Here is a 440-nt window from a genome sequence, read left to right on the forward strand (position 1 = left end):
GACAAGGAAGAACTGGAAGCCCTGCAACTGGGCGCGGTGCAGATGCTGGCGCCTTCTCTGGCCAAGTTCGGCCCGCTGGGCGTGAAGGAATTCGAGGTCTTCGACCTGCCCTACATCTTCCCCAGCAAGGAAGTGCTGTACCGCGTGACCGAAGGCCCGATCGGGCGTGAACTGTTCAAGAAGCTGGAGCCCAAGGGCATCACCGGCCTGGCCTATTGGGATAACGGTTTCAAGGTGATGTCGGCCAACAAGCCGCTGCGTCATCCGAGTGATTTCCGTGGTCTGAAGATGCGTATCCAGTCTTCCAAGGTGCTTGACGCGCAAATGCGCGCACTGGGCGCCAATCCGCAGGTGCTGGCCTTCTCCGAGGTGTACCAGGCGCTGCAGACGGGCGTGGTCGATGGCACCGAGAACCCGCCCTCGAACCTCTATACCCAGAA

At 60.7% G+C, this 440-nt stretch carries 1 protein-coding gene; it reads left to right on the forward strand.

Going from position 1 to position 440, the window contains the following annotated elements; genetic code table 11:
- Positions 1-440, forward strand: a 440-nt coding sequence (locus I5G_RS14820; RefSeq protein WP_022879752.1) for a DctP family TRAP transporter solute-binding subunit, incomplete at both ends; no start/stop codon positions are given.

It is taken from the genome of Microbacterium sp. B19 (assembly GCF_000333395.1).
Lineage (GTDB): Bacteria > Actinomycetota > Actinomycetes > Actinomycetales > Microbacteriaceae > Microbacterium.